This is a genomic window from Euzebyella saccharophila, assembly GCF_014855495.1.
In the GTDB taxonomy this organism is placed as follows: Bacteria; Bacteroidota; Bacteroidia; order Flavobacteriales; family Flavobacteriaceae; genus Euzebyella; species Euzebyella saccharophila.
On sequence record NZ_JACYFJ010000003.1, the window covers coordinates 64471 to 91269 of the forward strand.

20 protein-coding genes are annotated in these 26799 nt (G+C 39.8%); 8 read left to right on the forward strand and 12 right to left on the reverse strand.

Translation table 11 applies throughout. The annotated features are described in order from the left end of the window. Positions 1–93: 93 nt before the first annotated feature. Complete coding sequence (locus tag IL355_RS10950; RefSeq protein ID WP_192462172.1) at positions 94–1251, reverse strand: FecR family protein; 1158 nt, start codon at positions 1249–1251, stop codon at positions 94–96. A gap of 110 nt (positions 1252–1361) precedes the next feature. On the opposite strand from IL355_RS10950, the gene IL355_RS10955 reads away from it, so the two are divergent. The 7 genes from IL355_RS10955 (at position 1362) to ppgK (ending at position 14542) form a co-directional block, all read left to right on the forward strand. Then, positions 1362–1940: an RNA polymerase sigma factor gene (locus tag IL355_RS10955; protein ID WP_192462173.1), complete on the forward strand. Its 579-nt coding sequence runs from the start codon at positions 1362–1364 to the stop codon at positions 1938–1940. 868 nt (positions 1941–2808) lie between these two features. After that, a complete protein-coding gene (locus IL355_RS10960; protein ID WP_225621207.1) occupies positions 2809–5520 on the forward strand; it encodes a hybrid sensor histidine kinase/response regulator transcription factor in 2712 nt (903 codons plus the stop codon). 243 nt (positions 5521–5763) lie between these two features. Further along, entirely contained in the window at positions 5764–7131 is a 1368-nt protein-coding gene (locus tag IL355_RS10965) for a sugar porter family MFS transporter (RefSeq protein ID WP_192462175.1), read from the forward strand. Positions 7132–7154: 23 nt separating this feature from the next. Then, positions 7155–8774 (forward strand): glycoside hydrolase family 32 protein, encoded by a 1620-nt coding sequence (locus IL355_RS10970; protein ID WP_192462176.1) that lies wholly within the window; start codon positions 7155–7157, stop codon positions 8772–8774. A 6-nt stretch (positions 8775–8780) separates the two neighbouring features. Further along, positions 8781–11936 (forward strand): SusC/RagA family TonB-linked outer membrane protein, encoded by a 3156-nt coding sequence (locus tag IL355_RS10975; RefSeq protein ID WP_192462177.1) that lies wholly within the window; start codon positions 8781–8783, stop codon positions 11934–11936. 14 nt (positions 11937–11950) lie between these two features. Beyond that, the gene (locus IL355_RS10980) at positions 11951–13693 is read left to right on the forward strand and encodes a RagB/SusD family nutrient uptake outer membrane protein (protein WP_192462178.1); all 1743 of its coding nucleotides are present in this window, start codon (positions 11951–11953) and stop codon (positions 13691–13693) included. Between the two features lie 93 nt (positions 13694–13786). Further along, entirely contained in the window at positions 13787–14542 is a 756-nt protein-coding gene (gene ppgK / locus IL355_RS10985; protein WP_192462179.1) for a polyphosphate--glucose phosphotransferase, read from the forward strand. A gap of 218 nt (positions 14543–14760) precedes the next feature. Here ppgK and IL355_RS10990 read toward each other — a convergent pair whose 3' ends face one another. From IL355_RS10990 to IL355_RS11035, 10 genes are all read right to left on the reverse strand, one after another. After that, the gene (locus IL355_RS10990; protein ID WP_192462180.1) at positions 14761–17019 is read right to left on the reverse strand and encodes a xanthine dehydrogenase family protein molybdopterin-binding subunit; all 2259 of its coding nucleotides are present in this window, start codon (positions 17017–17019) and stop codon (positions 14761–14763) included. Positions 17020–17035: 16 nt separating this feature from the next. Next, on the reverse strand, positions 17036–17500 hold the full coding sequence (locus IL355_RS10995) for a (2Fe-2S)-binding protein (RefSeq protein WP_192462181.1): 465 nt from the start codon (positions 17498–17500) through the stop codon (positions 17036–17038). A gap of 96 nt (positions 17501–17596) precedes the next feature. Continuing rightward, on the reverse strand, positions 17597–18199 hold the full coding sequence (locus IL355_RS11000; RefSeq protein ID WP_192462182.1) for a flavodoxin: 603 nt from the start codon (positions 18197–18199) through the stop codon (positions 17597–17599). After that, positions 18196–18579, reverse strand: coding sequence for a helix-turn-helix domain-containing protein (locus IL355_RS11005; protein ID WP_192462183.1), 384 nt, complete (start codon positions 18577–18579; stop codon positions 18196–18198). The genes IL355_RS11000 and IL355_RS11005 overlap by 4 nt, the downstream gene beginning before the upstream one ends. A 42-nt stretch (positions 18580–18621) precedes the next feature. Further along, on the reverse strand, positions 18622–19746 hold the full coding sequence (locus IL355_RS11010) for an aldo/keto reductase (protein WP_192462184.1): 1125 nt from the start codon (positions 19744–19746) through the stop codon (positions 18622–18624). A 31-nt stretch (positions 19747–19777) separates the two neighbouring features. Beyond that, positions 19778–20674: an alpha/beta hydrolase gene (locus tag IL355_RS11015; protein WP_225621208.1), complete on the reverse strand. Its 897-nt coding sequence runs from the start codon at positions 20672–20674 to the stop codon at positions 19778–19780. A gap of 41 nt (positions 20675–20715) precedes the next feature. Beyond that, entirely contained in the window at positions 20716–22854 is a 2139-nt protein-coding gene (locus IL355_RS11020) for an outer membrane protein assembly factor BamB family protein (RefSeq protein ID WP_192462185.1), read from the reverse strand. A 39-nt stretch (positions 22855–22893) separates the two neighbouring features. Further along, complete coding sequence (locus IL355_RS11025; protein WP_192462186.1) at positions 22894–24513, reverse strand: carboxylesterase/lipase family protein; 1620 nt, start codon at positions 24511–24513, stop codon at positions 22894–22896. A gap of 30 nt (positions 24514–24543) precedes the next feature. Beyond that, on the reverse strand, positions 24544–24990 hold the full coding sequence (locus IL355_RS11030; RefSeq protein ID WP_026810978.1) for a nuclear transport factor 2 family protein: 447 nt from the start codon (positions 24988–24990) through the stop codon (positions 24544–24546). A 26-nt stretch (positions 24991–25016) separates the two neighbouring features. Further along, positions 25017–25862, reverse strand: a complete 846-nt coding sequence (locus tag IL355_RS11035; RefSeq protein WP_192462187.1) for a DUF4440 domain-containing protein — start codon at positions 25860–25862, stop codon at positions 25017–25019. Between the two features lie 360 nt (positions 25863–26222). Here IL355_RS11035 and IL355_RS19320 point away from each other — a divergent pair, with 360 nt between their 5' ends. After that, positions 26223–26321, forward strand: coding sequence for a hypothetical protein (locus IL355_RS19320; RefSeq protein WP_158657220.1), 99 nt, complete (start codon positions 26223–26225; stop codon positions 26319–26321). Positions 26322–26358: 37 nt separating this feature from the next. Here IL355_RS19320 and IL355_RS11045 read toward each other — a convergent pair whose 3' ends face one another. Beyond that, complete coding sequence (locus tag IL355_RS11045) at positions 26359–26790, reverse strand: putative quinol monooxygenase (protein ID WP_192462188.1); 432 nt, start codon at positions 26788–26790, stop codon at positions 26359–26361. Positions 26791–26799: the final 9 nt, after the last annotated feature.

The following is a 26799-nucleotide window of genomic DNA, read 5'->3' on the forward strand; positions in this document are numbered from 1 at the left end:
TAATTTTGATTTAATTGGACATGTGGTTTAATTAATCATTAGTGGGGAAAATGGCAACTCATTTGGACGTGCGGAGCCTTTTCCCTTTTTTTATTATTTGATATTTTCTTGTATTAAAATGGTTCTATCGTCTATAACAAATTTTAATTTCCCTTCGCCTGAGGCTTCTATATGGTTAAGTATATCCTCAATAGAACTGGACCTTTCCAAAATTCCAGTAAAAATAAATTCCTTTAAGTTCGCTGATTCAAATATTACATCTACATTGTACCATCTCGCCAAGGTTTTCATTATAGTTTGCAGTGATTCCGTATCAAAAGCGAAGAGACCTTTTATCCATGAAATTTCTTGAGACACATCAATTTTCTGAACTTCAATCTCTTTAGATTCTGTATTATAGACCGACTGCTGATGCGGGTTTAAAACTGTAGCGTAATCATCGATTTGAATTGAAATACTTCCTTCGAGAAGGGTAGTCTTTACTAAATCTTCATCGGAATAAGACTTAAGGTTAAATTCGGTTCCGAGAACCTGAATAGATTGACCGGAGGATATTAAATTAAATTCTGCCCCGTTATGTTCATAACTAGGTGAAACCTGTAAGAATACCTCACCATAGAGCAATTCAATCTCCCTTGGCCCATTCTTCTTAAAATTTACCGGGTATTTTAATTTAGAATCAGAATTTAGCCAGATTTTCGTGCCATCTGGCAAGGTCAACTGAAATTGGCCACCTCTAGGAACAGTCAAAAAGTTGTACGAGATTTTGTCGACCGTGTCATTCTGATAATATTTTAGAGATTTACCATTACCCCTCACTCTGTCCGATTCGTATTCCCTTCCCTCTTCTAAAACAATACGATTTCCATTTTCCAATGTTAAGATGGCCCTATCCGTACCTGCCTGAATATTCTTTTTAGCCCCGTTAATTGTCGAAGTTTGAGTGTTCTTATGAGAAATAAAAATCGTGAGAGCTACAAGTAGTACTATTGAGGCTGCTATGCCTATTTTTTTTATACGTCTGAAAAAATGTTTCCTACCATTCTTTTTCACGCTTTCCTTAAAGGATTTTTTAGCGTTATCCACATCATATTTTTTCATGCTGAAAGAAAGTAAATAATGAATTTTAACGAAATGGTCGAATAATTTCTTGGTCTTATGTTCTTCGATAATTTCCCCTAGCCGCTCTAATTCAAATAAATTAGCCTCTTTACCGAGAAATTTGATTATCAATTTAGTGTTTTCCTTCATTGCATTTTAAGGATATTCGTATATAATACACATGAAATTTTCGAACCCCTAGGTTTTTGACCATTTATTTTTTTTTTTTCATAAAAATTTCCTTTTAATCCAATTATAGCATGGAAGATGATCCTATGGCTCTAACCAGAAAATTAAAATCTGGTAGAATAGAAGCCTACGAATTTTTGATGGATACTTACTATCAAAGACTATGCGCCTATGCTTTTACCTTGTGCCATGACCATTGCGAGTCGGAAGATATTGTTCAAAATGTATTTACACGGCTTTGGATAAAAAGAAAAAACATAAAACATGACTTATCCATAAAGAGTCTTCTGTACAAGTCAGTATATAACGAGTTTGTTAACGTATATCGAAAAGGGAAGCACGTCACTAGGTTAGAATTAAAATATCTTGAGACTTTGGATACCTACGTGGATATTGAGCCTGAAAATTTAGAGAAATTAGTAAAGAAAGTGTATTTGGTAATAGATAAATTACCCCCAAGGTGTAAAGAGGTATTTTTGCTGAATAAAAAAGAAGGATTAACCCATGTTGAAATATCCGATTACCTCGGCATCTCGATAAAGACCGTTGAATGGCACATCTCTAAAGCATTTAAGCAACTGCAAGAAAAATTTAACTCCAAAACCGAAACCTTGCTGTTTCTTTTATTTGGCCGGTCACGTCAATGTTAAGTTTGCCATAGGCTGTGGTTTTCTTATAGAGGCAAAATCATAATGGGAAATCTTTCCAAAATGTACCAAGTATTATTTACTTGAATTTCAAATTAATTTCAGTTTAGTAACCCGCCCTTTGTAGCCCTACCCTTTTTGTAGCCTTCCCTAAAAATTGACCTCCTCCCAAGATTAGGTACCGGTCATAACTAGACAATCGGGCCGTCCTATGAAAAATGAGGAAATTCTACATTAAGAAATATTAGAAATGTAATAAACCTAGGGATTCCCAATTAAATATTTATAATTAAAAATGTTCGAATCCGAGTTCCCCGAGGACCTAAACTTTAAAACTCTTTGTTTAAGGACCTTCCCAAGTTTATGGTTATAAAAAGGACACTTAATAGGACACGTCGGATGTGAAATTTGTACTGATTTGGACAGTTTTGTAGGGGCTTTTGAAAATTTAAAACCCTGATAATCAATTGATTATAAGGGTTTTAAATTATATTCGTCGGGGTGGCAGGATTACAACCTTACCACATAATCAATTATATATCAATTAGTTACGAATTCAAAAACTTAACTGTTGACCGATTTGTTGACGGTATTTTAAATGAACTTAGAGTAAGATGACTTACTTTCTGATTCAATAAAGATATTATTTATCATTTTCAAAATAATGGGGTTCAAGTTAAATTTTATTAAACTCATATTTTTTTAGGAAATAAAAGTGCTTTTATGGTTTGTTTGTGTATGGTTTAGATTGATTATTTTTCAATGTTAGTTTTATAGGATTAATTGGATGGTGTTAGTTTATCTCAATTTTCATTAAGTTTACATTTAGGAGAATATACTCATGAAATCGTTTTATCTAGCATTATGTTTTTTGCTTGCTTTGTTTTTTCTTTCTTGCACAGGGGAAAAAGACGAAGGTAAAATCCGCATCGGTTTTTCACAGGCCATGTCCAACGATAATTGGAGACGTTCCATGAATAACTCAATGAGGTTACAAGCCTCTTTGAATCCTAAAATCGATTTGATCATTAAAGACGCCAATTACGTCGTAGCAACTCAAATTGAGCAGATAGAAAGCCTTATTGCCGACAGCCTTGATGTGTTGATCGTTTCCCCGATCCAATCAAAGCCCGTTACTTCGGTAGTACAAAAGGCACTATATGCCGGTATACCAGTTTTGGTAGTCGACAGAAAAACAGAAAGCCAGCAATATACTGCCTATTTGGGTGCAGATAATATTGAGGTGGGAAGAAATGCTGCAAAGGAAATCATAGCATCCAATATTAAAGACTCCATAAGGATTATTGAAATAAAAGGTCTGGTCGGATCTTCTCCTGCCGAGGAAAGAAGCATGGGCTTTAATCAAATAATAGATCAGTTTAAGAAGGCACAGATCACAGCAACGATTGAAGGGAACTGGGAAAAAGAGTCTATTCAAAACAAGTTTAGACAACTATTAAATGATGATATTAAAGTGGATTATGTGTTTGCCCACAACGACAGAATGGCGGTAGGCGCATGGGAGGTCGCTCGCGAGTTGGGAATAGAAAATGAAATCAGTTTTATTGGAGTTGATGGTCTTGCCGGAACCAATGGGGGAATTCAGGCTGTAAAAGATGGAGTTTTGAAGGCAACGGTTCTCTACCCTACCGGGGGTGATGAAGCTATTAAATTGGCTTTGAAAATCTTTAACAAAGAAGCTATACCAAAGAATAACATCCTCTCAACGACTATTATCAATGAGTTGAACGCGGATATTATGAACAACCAATTTGAAAAGATAAATGAACAGCAAGATCAAATGGAAGAACAATTGGCAGCAATAAAAAAACAAGAAGAACTCTATTATTCGCAAAATAACCTTCTTAAAATTACAATGGCGTTGTTGGCAATTATCTTAAGCCTTGCTGTATATAGTGTATATTCCATTTTTGCAATTCGAAAGAAAAATAAGCAATTGGTATTGACGAACGATAAGGTTACCGTACAGCGGAATCAAATCGAGAAAATCGCGAAGGAAGTAAAAATAAGTAATGAGGCGAAACTTAATTTCTTTACAGGTCTTTCCCATGAATTTAAAACTCCCATTACTTTGATTTTAAGTTCTGTTGAATCCATGAGCGACTTTGTCAAGGAGAAAGGCTCAAAAATGCGTAACGAATTGGAGCTGATACACAACAACTCTAATCGACTGTTGAGATTGATCAATCAATTACTTGATTTTAGGAAAATTGAAGACCGTAAGTTCAATCTAAAAGCATCCAAAACCAATTTATACAGTTTTTCAAAAATCATTTTTAAAGATTTTGAACGAGAAGCGAAGAAAAGTAATATAGATTTCAAATTGACTTCCAATAATGAAGCGTTGGATGTTTTCATAGATAGGAATTTAATGGACAAAGTATATTTTAACCTACTTTCCAATGCCTTTAAGTTCACTCCTGATAATGGAAAGATTGGAATTCATATTGAGGACGATGATAAAAAAAACATGGTTGTCATCCGATTTAGAGATTCAGGCATTGGAATCCCTCCGAACGAAATTGATGGAGTATTTCAAGCATTTTTCAAAGGTTCGAACAACAGAAAGAACAGTTCTGGAATAGGTCTTCATTTAAGCAAGGAATTTGTGGAGATGCACAAAGGTACCATTCAAGTGAATTCCCTTCATGGCACAGAGTTCATTATATCCCTATACAAAGGTCAGGCACACTTTGATGAAACGGAGATTATTTCAGAACAAGATTTGGTCGATTCCAATATTATCGATTTTTCTTCGGACCATTTGATTGATGATAATTACTTAATACAAGATCCGGGCAAAAACCAAGAAAAATATTCTGTATTAATTATAGAGGATAACAAGGATTTATCAAAGTTTCTAAAAAACAAATTACAATTGGAGTATGATATCCATCTATCCGATGGCACGGATGCCCTTGAGAAAGCCTTTGAAACTGTCCCTGATATTATACTCTGCGATATCAATCTGCCGGATAAAGATGGTTTCGAAATCTGTGAAATTCTAAAAAGGGACTTACGAACCTCCCACATACCAACAATAATACTTACCGCTTTGGGCAATAAGGAATCTTACATCAAAGGACTTCAATCAGGAGCAGATTTGTATCTGACCAAACCCTTCAGCTATTCTATTTTGGTTCAGTCAATTAAGTCTTTACTTTATAATAGAGAGAAACTTCGGTATTACTATACCAGTAACATACATAAAATTGAAGAACTAAATTCCTTTGGTAATATAGAACAAAAATTTATCCATCAATTGAACTCCCTTATTAATGAAAATTTAGGGAATTCTGACTATTCGGTTGAAAACCTAGCTGAAAATCTTACTATTTCAAGGGTTCAGTTGTACAGAAAAGTAAAGGCGATGATGGGAATTAGTATAAGTGATTATATTGGTAACATCAGATTGGAAAAAGCCAAAGTGATGCTCGAGACTGGCTCATTAACGGTAGCCGAAATTGCATATACCAACGGATTTTCTTCTCCAAATTACTTCTCAACCGCCTTCAAAAACAAATACGGCACCTCTCCCATAGCGTTTCGGAAATCTATCTAGTTTACATTTCATACTATCCTTAGCTCGTAGTCCCTTTTGAATGTATCAATTTTAAACTTCATGTAACATGAGTGTAGTTAGTGCGTTTAAGCCCATGTTAAAATTCTATTTTTAAGTGCTGTTTATCAAGCACTTATCATTTTAAACATGCACCTTAACAAAAACATAACATATTGATACATCATCAAAATACCCTCTTGTTTTTTACGAATACTTTAGTAACCATACTAGAGAATTACGATTATGAAAAAAATATGGGTTTGGTCTATTACCGCAGCATTGGCAGGTTTCCTGTTCGGATTTGATACGGTAGTTATCTCTGGAGTAGATAAAAAGTTGCAGGCCTTGTGGGGTTCATCAGATGTTTTTCATGGTACTATAGTTATGGCGATGGCATTATGGGGTACTGTAGTAGGTGCAATTTTAGGCGGAATTCCCACGAACAAGATAGGCAGGAAGAAAACATTATTATGGATAGGTATACTTTATACTATATCCGCTCTTGGTTCTGCATTTGCCAATGATCCGATCACATTCGCCATTTTTAGATTTATAGGTGGGCTGGGGGTTGGTGCATCTACCATTGCTGCTCCTGCCTATATATCTGAAATAGCACCTGCCAAGGACAGGGGAAAATTAGTGGCCCTTTATCAATTTAATATCGTGTTCGGAATTTTGATTGCCTTCTTTTCCAATTATCTATTAAATGGTATAGGTGAAAACGCGTGGCGATGGATGGTGGGTGTTGAAGCCATACCTGCAATTATTTATACAGTCTTCGTATTGAGCGTTCCAAAAAGCCCTAGGTGGTTGTTGACCAAAATGAGAAACGAAGAGGCAAAAAAAGTGTTGCAATTAATCAATCCTGATCAGGATCCTGAGGTATTGATGTTAGAATTAAAGACTGAAAGTGAGAATACGGTTTCGGGAGAGAATATTTTTATTAAGAAATACCGGTTCCCTTTGTTATTGGCTTTTTTCATTGCCTTTTTCAATCAATTGTCAGGCATAAATGCCTTTTTGTACTATGCGCCAAGAATTTTCGTAGAAGCTGGCCTTGGTGAGAGCACTGCTCTTTTAAGCAGTATAGGAATAGGGGTGACCAATATGATTTTTACTCTTTTAGGGGTATTCCTCATTGACAGGCTAGGAAGAAAACAATTGATGTACGCAGGTTCTATTGGCTATATCATCTCTTTGACTTTGGTGGCCTGTGCATTCTTCCTGAATTGGGAAGGTATGGCCGTGCCCATTTTTCTTTTCCTTTTTATTGCTGCACATGCAATAGGCCAAGGCACCGTGATTTGGGTATTTATTTCAGAGATTTTCCCGAATCATTTAAGAGGGTCCGGTCAATCGTTCGGTAGTTCGGTGCATTGGATTTTAGCCGCTATCATACCCTCGTTAGTTCCCGTGTTGTTTACCTCGATCGGAGCGGGTACCGTATTTGCTTTTTTTGCCTTTATGATGTTCCTACAATTGCTCTTTGTGATTTTCGTAATGCCAGAAACCAAAGGTATCTCGCTAGAGGAACTTAGTAAAACACTAACAAAAGGAAGAAAGAATACAACCGATGATCTTATAGGTCTTGATGAACAAAAATTAAACTGAAGTATTGTAAAGAACCAACAAATATGAAAAATAAGATATACAAGTTCGTGATGACAATAGGAATTTTCGCAATGGTCTTTTCTTGCAAAAATACAACCGACAAGAAAGCTGATCAGGTTCAAAATGGACAAGATACTGTTGCCATTTCCAATGAAGACCTCTACCGCCCAAACTTTCATTTTTCGCCCGAGAAAGGATGGATGAACGACCCCAATGGTATGTTCTATTATAATGGATATTACCATCTCTATTTTCAACACTATCCAGATGGTACCACTTGGGGACCAATGCATTGGGGGCATGCCATTAGTACGGATTTGTTTAATTGGAAAGAGCAACCTATCGCTTTGTTCCCAGATGAACTAGGCTATATATTTTCTGGTAGTGCTGTGGTAGATATTGAAAATACGTCAAGTTTTGGTGTCGATGGCAAAACGCCTATAGTGGCAATCTATACCAGTCATGATCCCAAAAAGGAAAAGACGGGTGACATAGATGTGGAAAATCAAAGTATTGCCTATTCGTTGGACGAAGGTCTTACATGGACAAAATATGAGGGTAATCCGGTTTTGAAAAATCCAGGCGTTAGAGATTTTAGGGATCCAAAAGTTAGTTGGGATGATGAGAGGAAAAGATGGAACATGGTTGTAGCTGCGGGCCAAGAAATTCAATTCTACATTTCCAAAGACCTAAAATCTTGGGAGAAACTTACAAGTTTTGGGGAAGGAATAGGAAATCATAGCGGCGTTTGGGAATGTCCAGATCTATTTCAATTACCGGTTATTGGCAGTTCAGAAAAAAAATGGGTCTTGTTGGTAAGTATAAATCCTGGCGGCCCTAATACAGGCTCTGCAACCCAATATTTTGTGGGTGATTTTAATGGTTCAAATTTTATTGTTGATGAATCATTTAAAGAAGAAATGAAAAGGGAACATAGTTTTTGGGTAGACCATGGCCGAGATAATTACGCAGGCGTTACTTTTTCAAATATTGAGAACAAAGATGGCGGCAAGCTGTTTATGGGATGGATGTCTAATTGGCTATATGCCAATGAGGTGCCCACTGAAAAATGGCGTAGTGCCACAACTACGGCAAGAACATTAGAATTAGTTAAAGGTAAAAATACATACCGTCTTATAGCGAATCCTGTACCTGAATTACATGAGTTTAAAAGCAAAAAGCTTGAAAGTTTAGATGTTGTATTGGAAGGAAATACCCTGCTGACCACTTCTAAGGCAATCGATTTTACAAGTGCCCAAATTAATTTTAAGGTTGAAGATTTAGTTGATGGCGTTTATACTTTTGAACTTTCCAACAGTGAAGGGGATAGTTTACGTTTCGGTTATGATGCCACAAAGGGTAATTATTTTGTGGATAGAAATAAGGCAGGAATTACTGATTTTTCGAACAAATTTAGTGACAGAATAGCCTTGGCCCCAAGGATTTCTAATCACAAAAATTGGACAGGAACAATTATTCTGGATAAAACTTCTATTGAATTGTTTTTTGACAACGGTCAAACGGTTATGACGGAAATATTCTTTCCAAAAGCTCCATTTGATAGTTTCTATTTTAAAGCTCCTTCAGATGAATACAACCTTGAATACATTGATATACAGCAACTTAAATTTAACTTAAACTAGACAATTATGAAATTAAAACTCTTACTATTATTCATAGTATTTGTTCCAATAGGCCTGTCGGCCCAAGGACAAATTACAGGTACTGTCACTTCTTCTAATGATGGCAGTCCTTTACCAGGAACATCGGTAATTATTAAAGGAACAACAACTGGAACAACAACTGACTTTGATGGTAATTATTCATTGAACAATGTGGATAGTGATGCAACACTTGTATTTAGTTATATAGGATTCACCACCATGGAAATTAATGTGAATGGCCAATCACTAATAAATATTGCTTTACAAGAGGATGCCCAACAACTGGAAGAAGTAGTATTGACAGGCTATTCCACGGAGCGAAAGGTAGATTTAACCGGTGCAGTAACAGTTGTGGATATTGCTCCTATTGAAGGTCAAAGTTTGAGTTCAGGTAATGCTATGCAAGCCTTACAAGGACGAGTGGGAGGTCTATTTATAGAAAAATCCGGTGACCCTACAGGGCTTAGCAGCAGAATACTGATTAGAGGTCTTACAACATTAGGAAACAATGATCCGCTTTATATCATAGATGGTGTGCCAACAAAGAGGCAAGAGGTGTTCGCAAGTTTAAATCCAGCAACTATCGAATCCATTCAGGTTTTGAAAGATGCTTCGGCCTCTTCAATATATGGATCAAGAGCCGCAAATGGAGTTATTGTTGTAAGTACAAAAGGAGGTCTTAAAGGAGAACGTATTTCGGTAAGTATCAATTCTAACCTATCTGTACAATCTGAGCGAAAACAACGGTATGATATGCTAAGTTCCCAACAACGAGGAGAAGCTTTGTGGAGAGCATCCGTAAATGACGGCGCAGATCCTAATGCAGGCTATGGTGAAATATACAATTTTGATTGGAACAATGACTTCAACAATCCAATGCTCAACAGTATTGCTATACAGCCTTTTGTAGGTGGAGATACAAATGTTCCTTCAGGAAATACAGATTGGCAAGACGAGCTTTATGAAACGGGCTATGTTTTTAACAATGAGGTTACCGTTTCGGTGGGTACGGAAAAATCTTCTTTGCTTATAAACTTGGGATATTTAGAAAATACTGGTATGCTTAAATATACAGGTTATGACAGATACACAGGTAAAATTAACGGTAACACAAGTTTGTTTAATGATAGATTAAAATTTGGTGTGAATACCCAAATATCAACTTCTAATGAAACATTGGTAGCAAGTGACGTAGGTGGTGCGCCTACAACTGGCCTGTCAATAACCCTTGCACCTACCATTCCTGTTTATGATGCTAACGGAGAGTTTGCAGGTCCATTGGGAGCTGGTTATTCAGATAGAAATAATCCACTTTTGATGCAATATTTGAATAGATGGGATAATGCTATTAAAAACAATTTCTTTGGTAATGTTTATGCGGAATTGACCATTCTTGAAAATCTAAAATTTCGTTCCAGTTTAGGTATAGATTTTAGTGATTTTAAGCGTAAAAATATAGAACCAAAGGTTTTCAACGGTTTTATTACAAGAAGCAACAATAGATTGATTTTAGATACTAATAAGTTAAGGACTTTGACCTTTTCAAATACTTTGAACTATAATGTAACATTTGGAAAGCACAAGATAGGAGCTCTGTTAGGTATAGAGTCCATAAGAGAAGATTTTGACACTATATTAGCGCAAGCGGATGATTTTGCAGTAGAGCAAGAATCATATTTTGTTCTTTCTGCTGCAACTGGTGCGAGAACGAATAATGGAATATCAACCCAATATAGCTTATCTTCCCAATTCGGAAAATTAAATTATTCGTTTGCTGACAAATACCTCGCATCAGTTACGATACGTAGAGATGGTTCCTCGAGATTTGGGGCCAATAATAGATACGGTATATTTCCAGCAGCTACATTAGGTTGGAGAATAAGTCAGGAAGAATTTCTTAAAGACAGTGAGATACTGTCAAATTTAAAACTTAGGGCCGGTTATGGAGAAGTAGGTAACCAAGAAATTGGTAATACGGCTCGGTTTGGTTTATATGAATCTCGTTATGGGCAAAATCAAGCACAATTGACGGGAGGATTTTTTGAAATATACTACAATGTAGGTACGGCATACGATATAAATGGGAACAATACGGGGACCCTGCCTTCGGGATTTGTTTCTACACAGGCACCTAACCCCGACTTAAAATGGGAAACGACCAAAGAATGGAATTATGGTATAGATTTTGGAATTTTAAACAACAAAATTAGCGGATCATTTGATTATTTTACAAGGGAGACTACAGATATCTTGACTACCCCACCTATTGCGTCTGTAATAGGAGAGGGTCAACAAAGAGTACTGAATGGTGCTGCAACCTCGGCAACAGGGTGGGAATTTAACCTTGGTTATTCCAATTTATGGGAAAGCGGTTTCTCTTTAGGAGTTTCTACAAATTTTGGAGCGTTTAAGGATGAAATTACATTTCTGCCAGAGGAGGTTAGGGCAGCTTTTCCCGGAACTGCACAAAATTCAATTCTTGGACAATCACAAACGGCAATTTTTGGCTATCGCACCGACGGTCTTTTTCAAAGTCAGGCAGATGTTGATTCCCATCCCACTGGAGGCGTGCAAACAGGCAACGCTAGACCTGGGGGTATAAAAATTGTAGACATTGACAATAATGGAGTGATTGATAGCAACGACCGTGATTTTATTGGTAATACCTTACCTGATTTAGAATACGGTATACGTCTGGATTTGGGGTATAAAAATTTCGATTTCTCCGTTTTTGGGTCAGGAGTTGCAGGTCGGATTGGTGTTGACTCCTATATATTTTGGAACAACTTTGTACAGGGTAGAGATAATGCAGGTCTTGGCGTTTTAAATGCTTGGACACCTCAAAATACAGATTCTTCGATACCTTCACTTTCCTTGGTAAATAACTTTACGGATACTTCGGACTATATTTTTAGAAACAACTCCTACTTCAAAATTAGGAATATGCAAGTGGGATACTCATTACCAACTGATGTTATCGGTAAAATGGCAGGAATGACAGGTCTAAGAATTTACCTTCAAGGGGAGAATTTATTTTGGTTTACTCCTGATGGTTATATAGGAGCAGACCCAGAGAGAATAGATGTAAACAGAATACCTGTACCTACCACCTACTCTGTAGGGATGAACATAAACTTTTAACAAATAGAGATATCATGAAATATAATAAAATAATAGCAACGGTGATATGCGCAACCCTTGTGCTCACTGCCTGTTCAGATAATTATTTAGAGTACGAACCAGAAGGGGTGTTGTCCAGTGAAAATGTGGCAACCTCCGAGAATGCGGAATCTTTGGTCATTGCTGCATATGCAGGAATTGCCAATGATGAAATGATTGGACCGTTAACTCATCAATGGGTTTATGGTAGTGTACGTTCGGATGATGCTTATAAGGGCGGCGGAGGCCGTGGTGATGTTGATGTTGTTGATAAATACGAGCAATACAATCTTACTATTGCAGATATGGGAGACTGGATGGCGCCGAGAACGTGGACCGATTATTACAAAGCGATTTCTAGGGCAAACTTTGCACTATCTGTCATTAATGATATACCGGACAGTGAGTATGCACAAAAGACAACTAGACTAGCAGAGTTACGCTTTTTAAGAGCTCATTCACATTTTATGTTGAAGTTGATTTTTAAAAAAATACCATATATCACCGAAAATTTAACCCAAGAAGAAATTGCACAGACCTCAAATGACGTGGATAATGATGCATTATGGAATACAATCGCTGAGGATTTTCTTTATGCGTATGATAATCTACCCCAAGCTCAAGAGCAGGTAGGTAGGGCAGATCGAAATGCTGCTGCTGCATATTTGGCCAAATTGAGGTTGTTTCAAGCTTATGAGCAAAACGATCAACATCAAGTTACCGGCATAAATACATCACGTTTGCAAGAAGTAATTGATTATGCAGATCAAGTTACCGGTAGTCTTCAACCGGATTTTGGGGAAAATTTCTTGGATGGATTTGACAATGGACCGGAATCTATCTGGGCGGCCCAGTTTTCTATCAATGACGGTACAACCGTTGGTAGAGTTAGTTTCGTAACTGGTTTAAATTCGCCACACGGCACAGGCCTTTATGGGTGCTGTGGATTTCATTTGGCCAGTCAGAATATGGTGAATTCATTTAAGACTGATGCTGCGGGATTACCACTGCTAGATACCTTCAACGATACTGACATTTTCACCAATGTAGACGCCAATGGCACAACACCTCCCGACAGTGGTTTGAGTGTTGACCCAAGGATTGACCATACTGTGGGAATACCGGGAAGACCGTTTAAATACAGAAATACGGTAAGTGAATCAGGAGATATGGTTTATAATTTCAGTTGGGCCAGAGATCCTGGTGTTTATGGTTATTTTGGAAATATGAAAGAGCAACAAGCTCCTGATTGCTCGTGCTATGTAAAAGAAGGGCCATTTGTAGGTACATCAAAGAATGTGGATTTTATCAGGTATGCCGATGTTCTTCTTTGGAAGGCTGAAGCCTTGATTCAATTAGATCGATGGGACGAAGCTTTGCCCATCATAAATCAAGTCAGGAGTCGTGCTGCAGCAAGTACACAAAGACCAATAGATGCAGGAGCAACGGATATTTATGCAATTGCACCTTATGCTTCCTTCCCATCAAAAGATTATGCATGGAAAGCCTTAATGTTCGAAAGAAGGTTGGAGTTTGCCATGGAAGGGCATAGATGGTATGACCTTGTAAGATGGGGAATTGCGGAGGAAACACTAAATACATATTTGGCAGAAGAAAAGACTAAAAGAGATTTTCTTTCCAATGCCCAATTTACATCTGGGCGAGATGAATATTATCCAATACCGCAAAGAGAAATTGATTTTACTGGTGGGTTATATGTTCAAAATCCCGGATATTAAATTTTCAAAAAACTGAATAGTAAGTTGAGTTAGTTTGTTAGTTTGTAAAAGCACGGGGTTGTTTCCCGTGCTTTTTTTATTTTTAATAATACTATGGAAATATTAGGTTTGGATATCGGTGGTTCAGGAATTAAAGGGGCCATCGTTGAAACAGAAAATGGAAGATTAGTTTCAGAAAGGCTTCGACTTGCGACTCCGCAGCCCGCACATCCCGGGGCAGTGGCAAAAACCGTTGAAGAATTGGTTCGTCGGTTGAATTGGCAAGGTGTTATTGGTTGCAGTTTTCCGATGGTAGTTGTAGATGGTAAATGTAAGACATCCGGAAATATGACCGATGAATGGGTTGATGTACAAGTTAATAAACTCTTTGAGACAGAATGTCCGAACACCAAATTCTATCTAGGAAATGATGCCGATTTAGCGGGTTTAGCAGAAATGCAATTAGGTGTCGGTAACGGTCTAAAAGGTAAAGTGATTATGGTAACTATTGGCACCGGTTTGGGTACAGGGGTTTTCTACAATGGTGTTTTAATTCCAAATATCGAAATGGGTCGTGTTTTTTATAAAAATGGAGAACCAATTGAATTTTTTGCTTCTGGCCTGGCAAGAAAAAGAGAGAATTTGAAATTGAAAGAATGGGCAGGGCGATTTGATTACTTTCTTACACACCTAAAGAGGGTAATGTCGCCAGACCATTTTATCATTGGAGGGGGATTAAGTAATAAATATGAAAAGTTTAGTAGGTACTTATCAGTAGATGTTCCTTTACAAGTGGCACATTTTGAGAATGATGCCGGTATAATTGGTGCAGCACTTTATGCAGAATCTCAATTAAACTCTAGTGACTAAATCAAAGAATTCTAAAATTGTGTTTATGAGTTCATAACATGGACACCATCTGTTCTTTTAAACGGCCGTTAAAAAGAACACATCCGGGAAATCGGTAAAATCCTGTAAAAGGTTAAATTCTTAAGACCATTTTTTTAAATATGAATCCGCAAATAAATGAACGCCTTACAATCGCCGTTTTTAAAGGGTCACCCTCTTCTACATGTGATATAATCCCATTATCCTACTACTTCCTTTTTTGTTATAAATGGCTGACTATAATGCCGTTGCCCCGTGGCTTTATATAAGGCATTGGCTACCGCACCGAAAACAGGGGGAAACGGAGGTTCTCCCATACCCGTTGGGTCGATTTCATTCTGCACAAAATGTACGTCGATTTCTTTCGGCGCGTCGTTCATGCGAATCATTTGATATTGGTGGAAATTGTTTTTCTGTGGCACCCCATCCTGAAAGGTCAATTCCCCATAAAAGGCATTGCCTACACCATCGGTAATGGCTCCCTCGGCCATGTTTGTTGCTGCATCAGGATTTACCACTACTCCACAATCAATGGCACAAACTACTTTTTCAACTACGGGTTTACCGTTCTCCATCTTTAAATCCAGTACATGCGCCGCATAGGAGTTATGGCAAAAATAGGCCGACACTCCTCGATGTTTTGTTGCATCATTTTCTTTCCAAGCCGATTTTTCACGAACCAATTCCAGGACTCCGGCGTACCTATCAGCATCATAATCATTCCGTTCGCCTACAGGATTTTCCTTGGCGCGTTTTAGCAGGTCCAAGCGAAATTGAATGGCGTCCTTGCCCATGGTTTCAGCAACTTCATCCAAGAACGCTTGTTCGGCACCGGCCATAAAATTAGATCGTGGAGCTCTAAAGGCACCTATGGAAATGTTGGAATCAATGGTCCACTCTTCTGCCATATAATTATCAATGGCCCCTGCCGGAAAACGATTGGCGAACAATGGACTCTCCGGCACTCCTCCAGCCTTTACATGTAATGCCGTTAAATTATTGTTTTCATCAAAAGCCGCGCGATAGGTTGCGTGATACGTTGGGCGATAAATACCATTGGTCATATCGTCTTCACGGCTATATACTAACTTGATAGGTGCATTGACTTTTTGTGAAATCAGGGCCGCTTCCACCACAAAGTGAGCATAGGCCTTGCGGCCAAAACCACCGCCCATTCTTGGAAGGTCCATCTCAATATTCTCTTTCGGTATTCCCAGACTACTAGCAATTGTAGGGATGATCAAAGACGGAATCTGTATTGGTGCTGCAATTTTCACCTTATCGCCTGCTACATGGGCAAAAGCATTCAAGGGCTCCATGTTATTATGAGCAAGAAAAGGCGCCGAGTAACTTCTTTCCAAAATTGTTGTTGCATTTTTGAAGGCTACTTCTGGATTTCCATCTTTTCGGACAACTTTTCCCGGTTTTGCAGCAAGTGCTTCCATTTGTGATTTATGGGTCGTGGTAGATTCCAGTCCTGCGGGTATGTTGATTGTTTCTTTTCCACCAAACCCAGCGATTGTTTCTGAATAGGCGGTAATGGGTTGCCATTCCACTTTTAATTTCTTTTTAGCCTGCATCACCTCCCAAGTAGAGTTGCCCACTATCGCTACCAATTCAGGAAAAGCGTTGGTGTCGAAACCGCCTTTTTCATATCCGTCCTTAAAACTCTTGATCGTAACCACATCCTTGATTCCAGGCATGGCTTTGGCCGCTTCACCATCCACTGATTTTAAGGTCAAACCAAAAGCTGGTGGATGTTCGATCATGGCGATCAACATTCCTTCCTCTTGAATATCCATGCCAAATAAAGGCCTACCGGTTACAATGCTTTTTGCATCTACATTTTTTTGCGAACGGCTGACCAGTTTAAAATCCTTTACCTCTTTTAGTTGTACTTCTTCGGGTACGGTAAGTGTTGCTGCAACTGAAGCCATTTCTCCGTAACCGGCCGATTTTTTAGTGGCTGCATGTTGCAAAACTCCTGCTTCTGCGGTAACCTCTTCCTTGGGTACCTGCCAGGTTTCTGCCGCCGCCGCTATCAACATCTGCCTTGCGGTTGCTCCGGCCATTCTAAGCGGTTCCCATCTGGCACTTATTCCCCTACTGCCCCCCGTAAATTGAAATCCATATTTGTCTGCATGATAGGGCGCCTGTTCAACCAGTACATTTTTCCAATCTACATCTAACTCTTCTGCCACCAACATGGGCATAGATGTCCTGATATTCTGACCGAATTCCGGATTGGGCGTATAAATGGTTACAACCCCGTTATCACCAATTTTCAGATACGAATTCATCTCGAACCATTCTTTGGGCATTTCCCTGACGGCCATCTCTTTTGCCTGCTCAGGTTTGCAGGAGTTTAAAATACTAAAGCCAAGTACCAAACCGCCACTTGCCAAACTTGTATTCTTGATAAAGGCCCTACGTCCCATATGCGTCTTTAGCTTTGTCATCTCCTAATTTTTTTGATTAAACGTTTTCCGAACTAGCGGCTGTTTTTATTGCTTTTTTGATTCGCGTGTATGTACCACACCTACAGATATTCCCGTTCATGGCGCTTTCAATTTCTTCGTCCGACGGATTGGGATTCCTTTTTAACAAGGCCGAGGCCGACATTATCTGCCCTGCCTGGCAATATCCGCATTGGGGTACATCGATTTCCAGCCAAGCTTTTTGTATAGGGTGATCACCATTCTCAGAAAGTCCTTCAATAGTCGTGATTTTTTGCTCACCGACTGCTGAAACCGGTAATTGGCATGAACGTACCGCGTTGTCACCTAAATGCACCGTGCAGGCACCACATTGGGCGATACCACAACCATATTTGGTACCCACTAATTTAACATGGTCTCTTAGTACCCAAAGCATAGGTGTTGCCGGGTCAACGTCGACTTCTTTCGTTTCTCCGTTGATGTTTAAGTTGAATATTGCCATTTTTAAAAAATTTACTTAAAAATAAAGATTATATATTGGGTGTTGCTTACGAAATTCAAACAGTTTTAACCTACTTTGTCAAAATCCTAATTGTTTTTAGTTTTTGACAGTCAAGGGTTTAAGCTTTTCAAGCCATTTCACAAGTAATTCCTTCACTTCTACTTTACGGTTCCCTTTTATGGCCAAGTAAATTCCATCTCTCTCAATACCCCCGGTTACAGAAAAACCTTCTAAAATGTTGCAATCGGTGCAAAGGCTTTCCACCGTTCGAAAGGTACTGCCAATACCGTACCCAGCATTGGTGTTAAAAGGAATGACCGTTTTATCCTTAAGGTCGTGCCGGGTCAAAAAGCTTTTAATTGGTGGAGGCAGTTGCATTCCCCATGTGGGGAAGCCTAAAAAAACGGTATCATACTTGTCCATATTTATCTGTGTTTTTAGGAGCGGAAGAAACCCGGTACGATTTTCTTCGGCCACTTGTGCCACAATCGACTTGTAGTTTTGCGGATAAGGATTTTTTAATTCCAGTGCCATCAGATCACCGCCCACATTTTCTTGGATCATTTCAGCCACAACCTTAGTATTGTTTGTTCTTGATAAATAGACAATCAATATGTTGTCCGCTTCGTTCACGGTCCCTTGGGCACTACACCATCCGGATACCAAGAAAATAATAAATAGTAAACGAGATATTATCATTTTTTAATTTTCAATTTTCTGTAATCCGTTGGCGTATGTCCTACATGTTTTTTAAAAAAAGTGCTAAAATGATTTACTTCCCTAAATCCTAAGACTGTAGCTATGGTAGTAATTGACCAGTCATTTCTTTTGAGCAATGCCCTTGCTTCCTGAATAAAACGTTCATTTATATTTTGGGTAGTCGTTTTTCCAGTATACAACTTGACGGACCTATTCAAGTGATTTACATGAATATTTAAATTATCCGCAAAATCTGAGGCTTTGCGCAACTTTATGGGTTGTGTGTCCTCTGTAATGGGGAATTGTCCGCTCAGTTGCATCAAAAAATTTTGGGCTATTTGAATATAGGTCTTTTGATTTGTTGTGAGGGACGAATCCATATTTTCAATATCGATAACTACAGTTTTTTTTGACGTATTCTTCTATTGATCTACCAAGGCAGTTTCCGGCCCACGGACACCTACCAGTTGTATCTTCTCCAAAGCATTCCTGAATTCCTTTAATTCCGCATCGGAAAAAGTAACGTTAAGTGCTCCTTGGTTCTGTTTCACATGATGCAGTTTCGTAGTTCCGGGAATTGGAACAATAAAAGGTTTTTGTGCCATGACCCACGCCAATGCTATTTGGGCCGGAGTGGCATCCTTTTTTCGACCCCATTCGCGTACTAGCCTGAGTACCTCCATATGTGCTTCAATAGCTTCCGGTGTAAAATAGGGTACTTGAGATAAGCGGGAGTCACTAGAAAAACGGCTATGCTCGTTGAACTTATCGCCTAAAAATCCACGACAGACCGGTCCCCATGGCACGAACCCTATGCCCAATTCTCCACAGGTATCTATTACTTCATTTTCAAGGGCACGCTGAATAATGGAGTATTCGCTCTGAAGGGCAGCAACGGGCTGCTCTGCATGGGCCTTTCGTATGGTCGTTGGTGAAACTTCGGAAAGTCCAAAATGGAGCGCCTTCCCTTCCTTGATCAAATCCTTAACCGTTCCGGCAACGTCCTCAATCGGAACGTTTGGATCCAAACGATGCAGATACAATAAATCGATACGATCGGTACGAAGGCGTTTCAACATGCCTTCTACAGCACTTTTTATATGCTCTGGTTTACTGTTTCGACCTGCCCTATTTCCATTTGAAAAGTCAAACCCGAATTTACTGGCAATGACCACGTTGTCTCTAATAGGTTGCAGTGCCTCACCTACTAATTCCTCATCAGTAAATGGGCCGTACACTTCGGCAGTATCAAAAAAGGTAACGCCCAAATCATAAGCCCCACGAATTACGGGAATCATATCCTTGGTATCTCTTGGTGGATTGTAGCTGCCACTTTTCATGCTCATACAACCCAACCCAATTGGCGATACTTCCAATGCGCCCAACATCCGCTTTTCAGGGTTGGAAGCTGCTTTTAAACCCTCAATTGTACCAGGTGAATTTTTCCCATTGGCAAAGGCCATTGGGCCTGCCACCATACCCGCTCCCAGAAGGGCAGATTTCGATATAAAATTTCTTCTATCCAAATTATTTTCCTTCGCTTTCATACACATTTACTTTACTAATTAGTACTCAATTCTATAGATGTCTTTGCAAAAAAGCAATAACCTTTGTCCGTATATGTTCCACATCGAACATTTCTCCAAAATGTGGGGCATTCTTAACCACGATCAATTCGTTTTCAACACCATTCACCGTCAACCATGAACTCAAAAGTTGGGATTGCCTGGGCGAAACCAAATCATCCTTTTCCCCATGAACAATCAGAAAAGGAGGATCGTTTTCATCCACATAGGTTACCGGACTTGCCTTCTTGGCTAAGTCTGGTCTATCAAGTGGAGGAGCACCAATCAATAAAGCTTCAGGCGATTTGGCATCATTGGCCCCTGGGAATAAAATCAGTTCGGCGGGTCCGTAGAAATCCACCACGGCCTTAAAATCAAACGCTTTAGTGGTTTTCGGCACAAAGAAATCGGGAATATCGTTATTTTTTGAAAGTCCCATCAAGGAGGCCAAATGCCCGCCTGCTGAAAATCCCATTACGGCGATTCGGTCTTTATCGAAACCATACGTATCGGCATTATCGACCAAGAAGGAAACCGCACGGTTACAATCCTGTATTTGGGCAGGAAAAACACCTTGGGTTGCAAAACGGTAATCTATGGAAGCCAAAGCAAAACCTTTAGAAACAGTTTCAGCCACGGTTTCTTTCATATAACCGATATCGGCGTATTTGTCGTTGACCAACCAACCGCCGCCATGCACAAAAACAACCAAGGGTATTTTACCGGATACTTTTTGGGGCAAATAGATATCCAACAAATGTTTTTGCACTGCGTCGTTGGCATAATTGATATTGCTATGTAAAACCGTTCCCTCAGGGAATAGGTCAATTACCCGATTGGTTTGAGAAAATCCCTGCTGAACTATGATAATCCCAAAAACTAAGAAAAGTAAAGGTTTATTAAGTTTCAAAATATATTATTTTTTTAAGTAACTAAAACATTTTACAATCGCTATGGCAGCGCAAAAGCCATAATAGATCCCGAAGGGTTTTCCTTAGTGCCGCCAACAGAAAGCGCAACATATTGTTTACCATCCAATACATACGAGCATACGTTCGCATTATTGGCAGCGGGCAATTCTGTTTCCCAAACTACCTGCCCTGATTTTTTGTCAATCGCCCATAATTTCTTATCGGCTGCACCACTTATGAATATAAGTCCTCCTGCCGTTACCATCGGTCCAGAGCGCGCCAACAAACCTGTGTCCGGTCCGCCTTCCTCCTGTAATTTTTTGTCATTGCCCAAGGGTATTTGCCAATCGTATTCCCCGGTATTAAGGTTTAAAGCGTTCAGGGTGTTCCATGGGGCTTTCATTGCCGGGTTGCCACTAGGGTCGCTCCATGTTCTATACGGTGTGATGTTCATAAACCTGTTCGATTTTTCTTCCCCATCCGTTATTTTTGGGGCATCTATTGTTGCATCTTTCATGTCGAATAGAAAAGCAATAATCCCGTTTTCTTCCCGCGCAGTAATCACTCCTTTGTAACCTGGCATTTTACCACCACCTTGCTGAATTTTCAATAGGGTTTCGTTTTCTGACAATCGTTTTTTTAAATCGACCAAGGAGGGCACATCTTCCATTGCTCCTTTCTTATCAGCACCATGACAGGCCACACAATGTTTCTCATAGGTAACCCGGCCCAGCTCAAAACGGGTGTTGTTCTGGGCCTTGAAATGTTCGTCGGCATCCACGATAGTCTGAATTTCAGGCAGATTGTTTCCGCGGATATACAGATAATCGGTATCCGGGTCATACGCAGATCCTCCCCAATTGGCTCCCCCTCTGGTGGCCGGTAATGATATCGTTCCCTTTAAATCGGGAGGTGTGAACAAACCTTCATAACGCACCGATCGAAATGTTTTTAAAATGGAATCGTGGTCAGCATCGGAATAATGGTTTAAATCATCTTCGGTCATAAACTGTTTTACGAAGGGTTCTGGTTTTATAGGGAAGGGCTGCGTCTCATAAGCTACTTCGCCTGGAAGATTCGAGGCTGGAACTTTACGTTCTTCCACGGGGTAAAGTGATTCGCCAGTTTCGCGATCCAGTATGAAAACAAAGCCATGTTTGGTGGTCTGGGCTACGGCTTCGATTTCCTTTCCGTCTTTTTGGAGGGTTACTAAAGTAGGTGGAGCGGGCAAATCATAATCCCAAATATCATGGTGTACGGTCTGAAAATGCCATTTATACGCTCCTGTGGCGGCATCCAAGGCTAGAACGCAATTTCCATACAGATTGGCACCTATTCGGTCCGCTCCATAAAAATCATAGGATGGGGAACCCAATGCCAAAAAAACCACTCCTTTTTCCGTATCAATGGCCATCCCTGCCCAACAATTGACTCCACCGGCATATTTATAGGCGTCGGGAGGCCAAGTTTCATAGCCCGGTTCGCCCGGATGTGGTATCGTATGGAACGTCCAGACCAGTTCCCCGGTCTTTGAATTATAGGCACGAACGTAGCCTGGGGGCGCTCCATAAAAATCAGGCAGTCTTGAACCGATGATAACGAGGTCTTTGAAGATACTGCCGGGAGTCGTCAAGGTCACCGAAATTTCTTCGGGGTTGTCGCGGACTCCGACATTCAGGTTCACTCTTCCATTTTCGCCAAATGTAGGAACTAGTTCACCTGTTTCCGCATTGATGGCCATCAAGTAATTGCCAGCGGAATATAGAATCCGTTTATCGTCCCCATCTTCCCAATAGGTCACACCTCTGCTTGCAGCACTAGGTTCGCCTTCTTCCAACGCCACGTATCGCCAGACTTGCTCACCTGTTGCGGCATTGATGGCATAGACTGTTTGATTTCTTGAATTGGCATACATGACCCCGTCAATAATAATAGGATTTGCTTGGCTTGAAGCCGCAGGTTCTTCGCCATTAGGGACATCGTTGGCATGAAATGTCCAAACGTTCTTCAATTGGCCTACATTGGAAACATTGATTTGATCTAATGGGGAATAGCTTGATGCTTTGGCATCCGCTTTATAAGATGTCCAAGTATTTGAGATTTCTTTGGATTCCTCGGTGCAACTGTTTAAAAGCAGGATTAATAGTACTCCTATGTATAGTGGAAATTGAATGCGCATCAGTGTAATTATTATCGTTATTATTCTGAATTATTTCTGTCAAATACCCCGTGATTGTAGTTTATTTCTGAGTTTGACACCCTTTTCAATGACATCCAATCTCGCTTTTCTTGGATCTGGTTTTCCAACGGCTTCACCATCTAACTGTATATCCATAATTTCACCTTCATTTTTAGTATAGACTGGCCAGTTTGGTAATCCATCCCCATTCGGGTTTCCGTTCTTGGCGAAATTTACCCAGTACCCATTCATGATTTCCGCCACTTTTTTATCTTCAGGAGTGGTCTCGGGATTGCCCCAACGTGCATCAAGATTATTAAACACATAGCCAACTTCGGAACCATGGCCGGCACCATATTTCATTCTTTCCTTCATAGGTTCGGGTACAAAACCAAAATGATAAATAAACGTGGGTTCACCTTGTTCCGCGAAAGCTCTTGCGGCAAAACGTCCTGGTTCTCCCCACACCCAATCGGTATTGAACTTGGTAATCACCTCTTCGAATGCTTTACTTCCATCAGGATCATAGGCAGCTTGTGCTTCCTCCTTAAACTCGCCAAAAAGTGAAAATAGTTCTTCTTTTGTTTTACTGTTGTTGACAAAACTACCTCCGATTTCGGCGCTGTTAGAACCGATCATCAACGGTATTTGCATTTGTCTACCAGCGTTGTAGGCACTTTCGGCAGTTTCCGTTACCAATTTGCCGTCCAAAATCGGCCCGGAATAGATTCTAGGGCCTCCTTCACCATCCGTTTCTTGACCGCTATCCACAATTTCTTCTACAGGCAATGCACGCAGCTTGGCCAAGGCATCGGCATCCGTACCTTCTATTCCGTGTTTTTTGGCAAAGTTAATTCCAGTGGTCTCCGCGGAAACGGGATAAAAAGGGGAAGCATTTTCCTCTCTAATCGGTCTTCCGGTAAGTACTCCGTCACGGGCGCCTCCAGATTCGCTAATGGCTTTATGAAAAAGTCCTTTTGCATCTGGAATGGTCATCAAAGAATGTACGGAAACCCCTCCGGCAGAAAAACCAAAAATTGTCACATTATCTGGATTTCCGCCAAAGGCAGCAATGTTCTTTTGTACCCACTGAAGTGCCGCAATCTGATCCATATAAGCATAGCTACCCTTGTGTTCTTCAGGATGTTCTGCACTTAAAGCAGGAAATGCAAAATGGCCCAAACGCCCCAAACGGTAATTAATGGTGATTAAAACCACTCCCTTCTTCGCAAATTCATCACCCGCGATTCCAGCTCCGGAACCACTTCCTCCAACAAAGCCTCCACCATGAATCCAAACCATGACCGGCAGGTTCGCACCCGAATTTACATCAGCGGGTTTCCACACATTTAGGTACAGGCAATCTTCGGATGAACCTTCACTAATGGTTCCCGGGGCACCGCCCCATCCGGACTGTGCGCAGTTTGCACCGTACTCCGTAGCATCCAATTCACCTTCCCAGTGGGATAATGGTTGAGGGGCTCTCCAACGAAACTCACCAACTGGAGGAGCCGCAAAGGGTATTCCTTTAAAACTAGCTACACCATCTTCATAGACGCCTCGAATTACCCCTAATTCGGTCTTTACTTTGGGTGTACTTTCTTGCGCGGAAATAGTAACTCCAAGGAGTACCAACAATCCTAATATGTATTTTTTCATTTGAGTGTTTATTAAGTTGCGTTGTTCAAGTTATTCCCTTGTCATTGTTTTGCTAAAGGTCAGATCGGCCAATTTCCAAGTGTTATCCTCCTTTACATAAACCTCCGTTACCATAAAGGGATTGGTCACTTCATTACTGCCTACTACGGCCAAGAGTGTAATTTGGTTCCAAAGTATAACGGTATTATCATTCAAGACTTCGACCATGACTTCATGGACATCAGCTTTTTTATAGTGGATGAACCCACCTCTAATGATTTCTACTTCGCGGTCCTTTCCCCATGTGCCGCCCATGTGGACGAACTTGGCTTTATCATGAAAAAGGCCTTCCAATTTATCGGCATCCTTATCGGCCATCCATTGCCATTTATGGATGGACAGCTCTCTGATTTCCTTTTCTAAATCAGTCGATTGGGCAAGGGCGACTTTTCCTGTGATGAGCATAACTAATAGACTTAGTATTATTTTCCTGTTCATTTTTATAAATTATTTGTTCTGAAGTATTAATGCGCAATTTCATGGGTATCACGAACGCTGCTAAAGGTAAGGTCCAATAATTTCCAATCGTCGCCTTCTTTTTTATAGAATTCGGTCACGGTAAATTCATTGGATACATCGTTACCACGAACATGGGCCGTAAGTGTTATTCTGTTCCAAAGTACCACGGTATTGTCATCAAAAGTTTCCACGACCACATCGTGTACATCGGCATTTTTATACCAAATGCTTCCCGTCTCGATGATTTCCAATTCCCTGTCTTTTTTCCAGGAGCCGCTCATGTGTACAAACCTTGATTTGTCATGAAACAGATTGGCCAACTTGTTCACATCCTTTTCGGCCATCCATTTCCATTTGGCTTTGGAAAGTTCCTTGATCTCATTTTCAAGACTTGAATTGTTAATTTCAGGAAGCGGTATGTTGTTATAATCCTCAACACTAAGTTCATCTGTCCATTGGGTAGGTGTAGGCCCGCCTATCGCCAAATAGGTTACTGCACTTTTAGGAGTGGCACCATGCCAATGTTCTACATTGGGAAGGCATTTGATTACATCACCAGCGCGCACTACTTGTACTTCCTTTCCTTTTTCCTGATAAAAACCAACGCCGTTAGTGATCAACAATTGTTGGCCGTCTGGATGTAAATGCCAGTTAAGAAATGCTCCAGGTGCTGAAACCGCTTGGGCTACGTTATGTTTAAAAGTTTCATCAGCATCTACAACATGCGTAAGCCAAATATCACCGGTATGGTGTACGTTTTTCGCTTTTGCCCCCATGGGAAAAATAGCTTCTTGCGCAAAGGAAGATATGCTTAGCATACCTATAAACAAGCCTATCAATAATACTCTCATTTTGTTTTATTTAATTGATTTAGATTATAAATTACCTTTTCCAAAGCTATGGTATAATTCATAGGATAGGCTTACCACAATTACGGATTCACCTACCATTATTACGGATTACAGGGGTATAAACCCTTTGTTCACAAAGTATTAACTAAATTCGAACAATAGTTTTCTTCTCTGTCCAACACAAAAGATTAGATATGGGTCGATGATTATTGTTCCGAATTTAAATTTAGGTACAGGGTACCCACTGAATGGTGAACTTGATTTAACTGAAAGAAATTAGATGAAAGAAAAACATTCAGTGCAACCTTATTCATGTAGCGAAACAAAAAATATCCGACCCCTGATAAATCGTTAAATAAAATTGCATGCGACCTTGGTTTTAAATATCCACAGCATTTCAAAAGACTTTTTAAGAAAATGGTGGGGTATATCCCTCAGGAGTATCGCATGTTGAACTAATAGTTTCCAGCATCCAAAGTTATTCGCCCATTTCGAACTAGAACTTGTATTTTTTAAAAACCATCGACATCGATTCAGGATCAATAGCTTCCATATCAATCAGTTTTAAATCTTTTACCATTTCTGCTGTGGTTGTTTTATACTTTTGAAAATGAGGTGTTTTCAAATGCAATTCGTAAGCCTCCTTATTGGCATAAATTTCCAAAAGTCGTATCTGTGTAAGATTTTGCTTTTGAAACATGGGGTAAATGCAGATTACCCCGGGCTCCAGCCTAAGTGATGCTTCCGATTCCTCTTTGAGTATCTCCAAATATTCATCCAGATAGTCCGTCCCAATTTCAAGTTCCGCAATGCGAACCATCATTTTCCCTCGATCAGAATCCGTTTTTAGGGCATCATCGCTTTGCCCGAAACCAAGTAAAGACAGATGTAGTAATACCAATAAGAGCCCCAATTTTTTAGTCAGCATAGTGCAATT

Bases quoted from the DNA above. Each gene is read 5' to 3' on its own strand.
- IL355_RS11035 (WP_192462187.1), bottom strand. From the start codon at position 25,862: ATGAGAGTATTATTGATAGGCTTGTTTATAGGTATGCTAAGCATATCT.
- IL355_RS11005 (WP_192462183.1), bottom strand. From the start codon at position 18,579: ATGGATTCGTCCCTCACAACAAATCAAAAGACCTATATTCAAATAGCC.
- IL355_RS10955 (WP_192462173.1), top strand. From the start codon at position 1,362: ATGGAAGATGATCCTATGGCTCTAACCAGAAAATTAAAATCTGGTAGA.
- IL355_RS10975 (WP_192462177.1), top strand. From the start codon at position 8,781: ATGAAATTAAAACTCTTACTATTATTCATAGTATTTGTTCCAATAGGC.
- IL355_RS11010 (WP_192462184.1), bottom strand. From the start codon at position 19,746: ATGAAAGCGAAGGAAAATAATTTGGATAGAAGAAATTTTATATCGAAA.
- IL355_RS10965 (WP_192462175.1), top strand. From the start codon at position 5,764: ATGAAAAAAATATGGGTTTGGTCTATTACCGCAGCATTGGCAGGTTTC.
- IL355_RS10990 (WP_192462180.1), bottom strand. From the start codon at position 17,019: ATGACAAAGCTAAAGACGCATATGGGACGTAGGGCCTTTATCAAGAAT.
- IL355_RS10950 (WP_192462172.1), bottom strand. From the start codon at position 1,251: ATGAAGGAAAACACTAAATTGATAATCAAATTTCTCGGTAAAGAGGCT.
- IL355_RS11020 (WP_192462185.1), bottom strand. From the start codon at position 22,854: ATGCGCATTCAATTTCCACTATACATAGGAGTACTATTAATCCTGCTT.
- ppgK (WP_192462179.1), top strand. From the start codon at position 13,787: ATGGAAATATTAGGTTTGGATATCGGTGGTTCAGGAATTAAAGGGGCC.
- IL355_RS10970 (WP_192462176.1), top strand. From the start codon at position 7,155: ATGAAAAATAAGATATACAAGTTCGTGATGACAATAGGAATTTTCGCA.
- IL355_RS11000 (WP_192462182.1), bottom strand. From the start codon at position 18,199: ATGATAATATCTCGTTTACTATTTATTATTTTCTTGGTATCCGGATGG.
- IL355_RS10995 (WP_192462181.1), bottom strand. From the start codon at position 17,500: ATGGCAATATTCAACTTAAACATCAACGGAGAAACGAAAGAAGTCGAC.
- IL355_RS11045 (WP_192462188.1), bottom strand. From the start codon at position 26,790: ATGCTGACTAAAAAATTGGGGCTCTTATTGGTATTACTACATCTGTCT.
- IL355_RS10980 (WP_192462178.1), top strand. From the start codon at position 11,951: ATGAAATATAATAAAATAATAGCAACGGTGATATGCGCAACCCTTGTG.
- IL355_RS11025 (WP_192462186.1), bottom strand. From the start codon at position 24,513: ATGAAAAAATACATATTAGGATTGTTGGTACTCCTTGGAGTTACTATT.
- IL355_RS11030 (WP_026810978.1), bottom strand. From the start codon at position 24,990: ATGAACAGGAAAATAATACTAAGTCTATTAGTTATGCTCATCACAGGA.